The sequence below is a fragment of the uncultured Microscilla sp. genome (assembly GCF_947493425.1).
Lineage (GTDB): Bacteria > Bacteroidota > Bacteroidia > Cytophagales > Microscillaceae > Microscilla.
In genome coordinates this window covers 1-5357 of sequence record NZ_CANLRP010000294.1, presented here as the reverse complement: position 1 = coordinate 5357, position 5357 = coordinate 1, and the positions used below count along the sequence as shown (strand labels likewise).

At 39.9% G+C, this 5357-nt stretch carries 2 protein-coding genes; both read right to left on the bottom strand.

All coding sequences use genetic code 11. The features are described from left to right. Window positions 1-207: 207 nt before the first annotated feature. Window positions 208-3348, bottom strand: a complete 3141-nt coding sequence (locus tag Q0954_RS32620) for a caspase family protein (RefSeq protein WP_299465786.1) — start codon at window positions 3346-3348, stop codon at window positions 208-210. 357 nt (window positions 3349-3705) lie between these two features. Further along, window positions 3706-4884: a thiolase family protein gene (locus Q0954_RS32615; RefSeq protein WP_299465783.1), complete on the bottom strand. Its 1179-nt coding sequence runs from the start codon at window positions 4882-4884 to the stop codon at window positions 3706-3708. Window positions 4885-5357: the final 473 nt, after the last annotated feature.

The following is a 5357-nucleotide window of genomic DNA, read 5'->3' as shown; positions in this document are numbered from 1 at the left end:
TGGATATTGCCGTGCCGCGTCTAGCAACAAAATATTTTAGCGTTACTATAGAAGTTTATTTTTACACCATTCCTTAGCAAAAAACAGGTCATATTTTTTACTATAAAGGCTTTGTTTCAAAAAAATAATCACATCTGCTTACCCAAAAAAGAGGCTGCATCATTTGTTTGTCAGCCCCTTTTGACACTCTTTAGCCTTAATAACTTACTACTTTCTTACTTGCACCAACGGCATACGACTAATGGTACTTGGTTTAAGCGTAGTAGGATGTTGTTTGCCCTTGGTCAGGGTTTTTACTTCATCTGCTACAAAAAAATCTAGCTCACGCAAATATACAATCCCATCATTATTAAAGTCTGCCTTTTTCTGTACCATTGCTTTCAGCAAAGCATAAGTAAACGCACCGTGTTTCCAGTCGGGTTGCTCCAGTGAACTCTCGCTTCCGGTAGATGCCGACATCACAATTACCCCATGCTCAGCCGATGTAATTTCTCTGATGGCTTCGGTATTGTTTACTTTTGCTCCACGGGTTTTTGTCAGATTATCGCCCAAGGCACCACTATGGCAAGCATCCAAAAACAGCATTACCTTAGAGGGCAAATTACCTAATACATCTTGAAAATCTGCCCAGTTTACAGCCGTGCTTCTTAACCTTTCAGGGTCGCCATCGTGGGGCAATATATAAAACTTACCCTTTTCGTTGAACCCATGACTGGCGATGAATAAAATAGCTACATCTTTATGGGTTACATTTTTCTCTAACCAATAAAAAGCATCCAAAATGTTGGCACGGGTAGCTTGTTTATTGGTCAATTGTTTTACCTGTACATCTTTATAAAGCAATCCTTTTTGGGTTTTAAACAAGGCAGTAATTGCTTCTGCATCCGCGTGGGCATAATCAAGGTTGTAAGACTGTTTCTTAAAATCAGATACTCCTACACTTACCACATACAAATTAGGCTTCAGCATATTATTTTGCTTCACGTCAAACTCCAGGTCATCGTTGTTCTTTTTACTGATACTTCCAGCTTCACGCTTCAAGGTACGGGCTTCCGACAAGGTAGAAGAACTCGTATTGGAGGCAAACACCAAAAGGTTGGTTTCGGGGCCTTCCAGGGTTACCTTATATTCAAGTACCTTTTCTTTGTCCGACTTATTTTTTACTACCTCAAACCCTCTCGTTTTGGCTACTGCTCTACCATTTACCAATAACTTTACTCCAGTAATTTTTGAACCAGAAGTAATACGGGCTTTTACAGTAAATGTTTTACCTTTTACTTTCAAGTCACCTTCGGCTGGGTTTACCCACTCTACTTTAGGTGGCAGGTGATCCATAATGTTTTCGTTCTTTTTTACAATGTTTTCGGTTACTTGTACATTGTTGGTATTGTATAACTTCATGGCTTTGTCAAATGAACCATGCTTAATAATAAGCTTTACCAAATCGGGCTTGTAGTATTTTTTGCGGAAAGTAGCCACCGGATAATAAGTCCCCAGTTTATTACCTCCACGGTTAATATGCCAACCAATGTAACGTTCCCCTCCTGCCGACGCAGCATAATACCCTTGAGGGGTCCAACAAACCCACTCGTTGTCAGTGGCTACAAATAAGGTAGCCAGAGGACGTACTTTAATTCTACGTTGTTTGTAAAGGTAGGCTTCATACATATTGGCGTTGGTATTTTCATTGTTTTTGCGAAAAGCCACAATCGCCTTTAGCCAAGGCTCTATTCCTGGTTCGTTTATCAGTTTATCAAGTCCGTTGCGTTTCCAGGCTTTAGGCCAGCTAGGGTGGGTAAATCGCTCAGCAATTGTTTTGAGGGTCTTTTTACTGGTACTAAACCCTTGTGCATCAATATTCCATAGCCTAATGGTTTGGTCATCGCTACTTGATACCATCAGTTTGTTGTCAGACGATGGCGAAACTCCTCTGATAATTGAAGTGTGCCCTACTAATTGCTTCAGCTTTTTACCTTTTTTAGAGTACAGGTTCATATTGAAACTATTTCCTAAGATAATTCTGGAAGCATTGGGCGTGTAGGTAAATACTTTGATAGAACCATCTACACTACTTCGGTTTTTGATAAATAATTCGTCCTTAATTTTCAGCTTATACTTGCCTACTTTTGTAAGCGTGTTTTCTTTATACAAAGTAAGCGCTTTACGAAAATCTGATGGATTTATTCCATCAGTGTATAGCTTCATTTTGGTAAAATCAAACGCCTGAGTAAGTGGTCCTTTGTTACTGCCACTTTTCCAGGTATTACCAAACGCTACCTTAGATCCTTTCCGGGCAAAACCTACATTATATTTGGGTTTACCTTTGCCTTTTACGTGCGACACCACCTTGCCTGTTTGGGTGTTCCATACATATACTTCTTTATCATCGCCTCCACCTGTAGCCATGTATTTACCAGTAGCCCCCCAAAAAGCGGCACCTGTAGCATACTTGTGCTTGGTAATGGAACTCAACAGATCGGCACTGGGTACACTATAAATGTTTTGATACTTGGCTGCTACCAATAGCTTTTTGCTATCACGGGAAAAACGAATTTTTTTGACAATGGTAGTATTAGTAGATATTTCTTTCAGAAAGTTTCCTTTGTTATCCCACAAAAATATGCGTTTGTCATAGCCCCCTGTGGCAAAATACCGTCCATTGGGCGAATAAGCTACCACCTGAACTCTATTATTGTGACGGGTCAGGGTTTTTATTACCTGACGGTTTTGCCAATCCCATATTTTTACTGTTTTATCATAACTCCCCGAAATAAGCTGGTTGCCATTGGGAGCAAATGCTACCTCATAAATACTATTGCTGTGCCCCTTAAGGGTGGTTACCAAACGTTTTCGGTTTACTTCCCATATTTTAATGGTTTTGTCGCCGCTACCACTAGCAATGTATCGGCCATCTTTTGAGAAAGCCACCGAGAAAACCACATCAGTGTGGCCGGTCAGTTTGCCAATCATCTCATTACGTTTTAGGTCTATTATTCTTATCGCTCCATACTCTCGGTTGGTACCATAAGAGAAAAATCCCCCCACTACCAACAGGCGTCCGTTAGGTGAGAGTGCCGCAGAATAAATCTTGCCCTGCGAACCATCTCCAATCTGCCCTCTGATTGTTTTTTTGAGTTCGCCACTGGACGAATCCCAGATACGAATGGTTTTATCGTGACTTACCGAAATCACTGATTTACCGTTAGGTGTAAACAAAATGTCAGAAATTTTAGCCGAATGCCCTTGTGGTTCTATCACCAACTGGGTATTATTTTGTGCTTTTGTTAACATAGCCACCAGCAGCAAACCGCACAGCAGCCATATTTTATTATAATGTAAGATTCTCATAGATTAAATAGGTATTTTTAGTGTTTCAATATATAAAAACGTAAGACTATGCCAAAAGAGTTGTTTTTACTCCAAATAATAATTTCTATATAGTGTCTAATATAAGGATAAGATACAGGTTTTTGGTGGCAAAATCTATTTTTATAATAGATTCATAGCTAATCTAAATTTAGGAAGGATATACTCTTTTGCCGAAAAACTGGCAATGATATGATGTACGAGATTTGAACGCTGGAGATTAGATTTTGGGCTAAATTATCAAAGCCCAGGGAGTATGAAATTGGTTTTGTGAAAACATAAAAACGCCCCACTATTTTTCAATAATGAGGCGTTTTTGTATCACAAAAAGTTTTTGGTCTACATTTTTTCAAAAACCATTGCAGTAGCACCACCACCACCATTACAGATGGCAGCCATACCGTATTTGCCGTCTTTTTGCTTCAATACGTTGAGCAAAGTAGTGGCAATGCGGGCGCCAGAGCAACCTAGTGGGTGTCCCAGAGAAACAGCTCCCCCGTGCACGTTTACTTTGTCTTCGCTCAAGTCCATATCTTTGTTAAAAGCCATTGTTACTGCGGCAAAAGCTTCGTTTACCTCAAAATAATCAATGTCTTCTTTTTTAAGCCCAGCCAACTCTAGGGCTTTAGGAGCGGCTTTGCCAGGGGCAGTCGTAAACCACTTTGGCTCATGAGCAGCATCGGCAAAACTTACTACTTTGGCTATAGGCTTTAGGCCTAAAGATTCGGCTTTTTCTTTGCTCATAATCAGCAATGCAGAGGCACCATCGTTCAAAGTAGAAGCGTTGGCTGCAGTGGCTGTACCCTCTTTGTTAAACGCAGGACGTAATTTAGATACTTTCTCGAAGTTTACACGTTTGTACTCTTCATCTTCTGTAATTACCAAAGGATCGCCTTTACGCTGAGGAACCTCTACTGGTACAATTTCTTCTTTAAAAACGCCGCTTTCGGTAGCCGCAGCACTGCGCTTGTATGATTGAATGGCAAATGCATCCTGAGCTTCGCGGGTAAACCCATATTTTTCAGAAGTAGCATCAGCACTCACTCCCATAGCCACCTGGTCGTAGGCATCAGTTAACCCATCATAAGCCAAACCATCTATTGTAGTTACATTGCCATACTTGTAACCAAAACGAGACTTGGTCAAGTAGTGAGGTACGTTAGACATGCTTTCCATTCCACCAGCAATAATTACATCATTTTGACCTGACATAATGCTCATTGCCGCAAAAGAGATAGATTTGATACCTGAAGCACATACTTTGTTTACAGTGGTACAAGGCACCGTGTTGCTGATGCCCGCATACAATGCAGCTTGCTTGGCAGGAGCTTGCCCCAAACCAGCCGAAAGTACGTTACCCATAAATACTTCTTGTACTTCTGAAGCATCTACTCCGGCTTTTTCCAAAGCTCCTTTGATGGCAGCTGCTCCTAATTGAGTAGCAGTAAGACTTGACAAGCTTCCCATAAAGCTACCAATGGGAGTGCGAACAGCAGAAATGATATATACTTCTTTCATATTTTTTTGAAGTTTTAGTGTGTGATTGCTTGAATAGTTCAAATTGGGTTGCAAGTAGTGAAGCCTACAATCTGGCATTTGTTATAGGTGTGTCCCATTAATTGATAAGTAAAACTACAAAAACGACCTATTCCACTTAAACAACCTTCCTCATTATACATCTATAAGGCATTTTGTTTCTTTGAAATACTTTCATTTTTTACGTCTTATCTAAGCCTTCACTTCTCTATACAAATCTAAATACAAATGCAATCAATTCCCATTTTATTACAATCATATTCTATTGATTGAAGCCTTCCCGGAAACATCATTCATTTTTAATCGTATTTTTTGAACTATTTTAATGTATTATACTTAAACAAAAATGGTTTTGAGGATGGATTTTGACCAATTGCCTGAATACCAACATTAATCAACCGAAGCTACAGCTTTGCTGTGCTGAGTTCTGCTTCAGCTAATCCTGTAAATCCTAA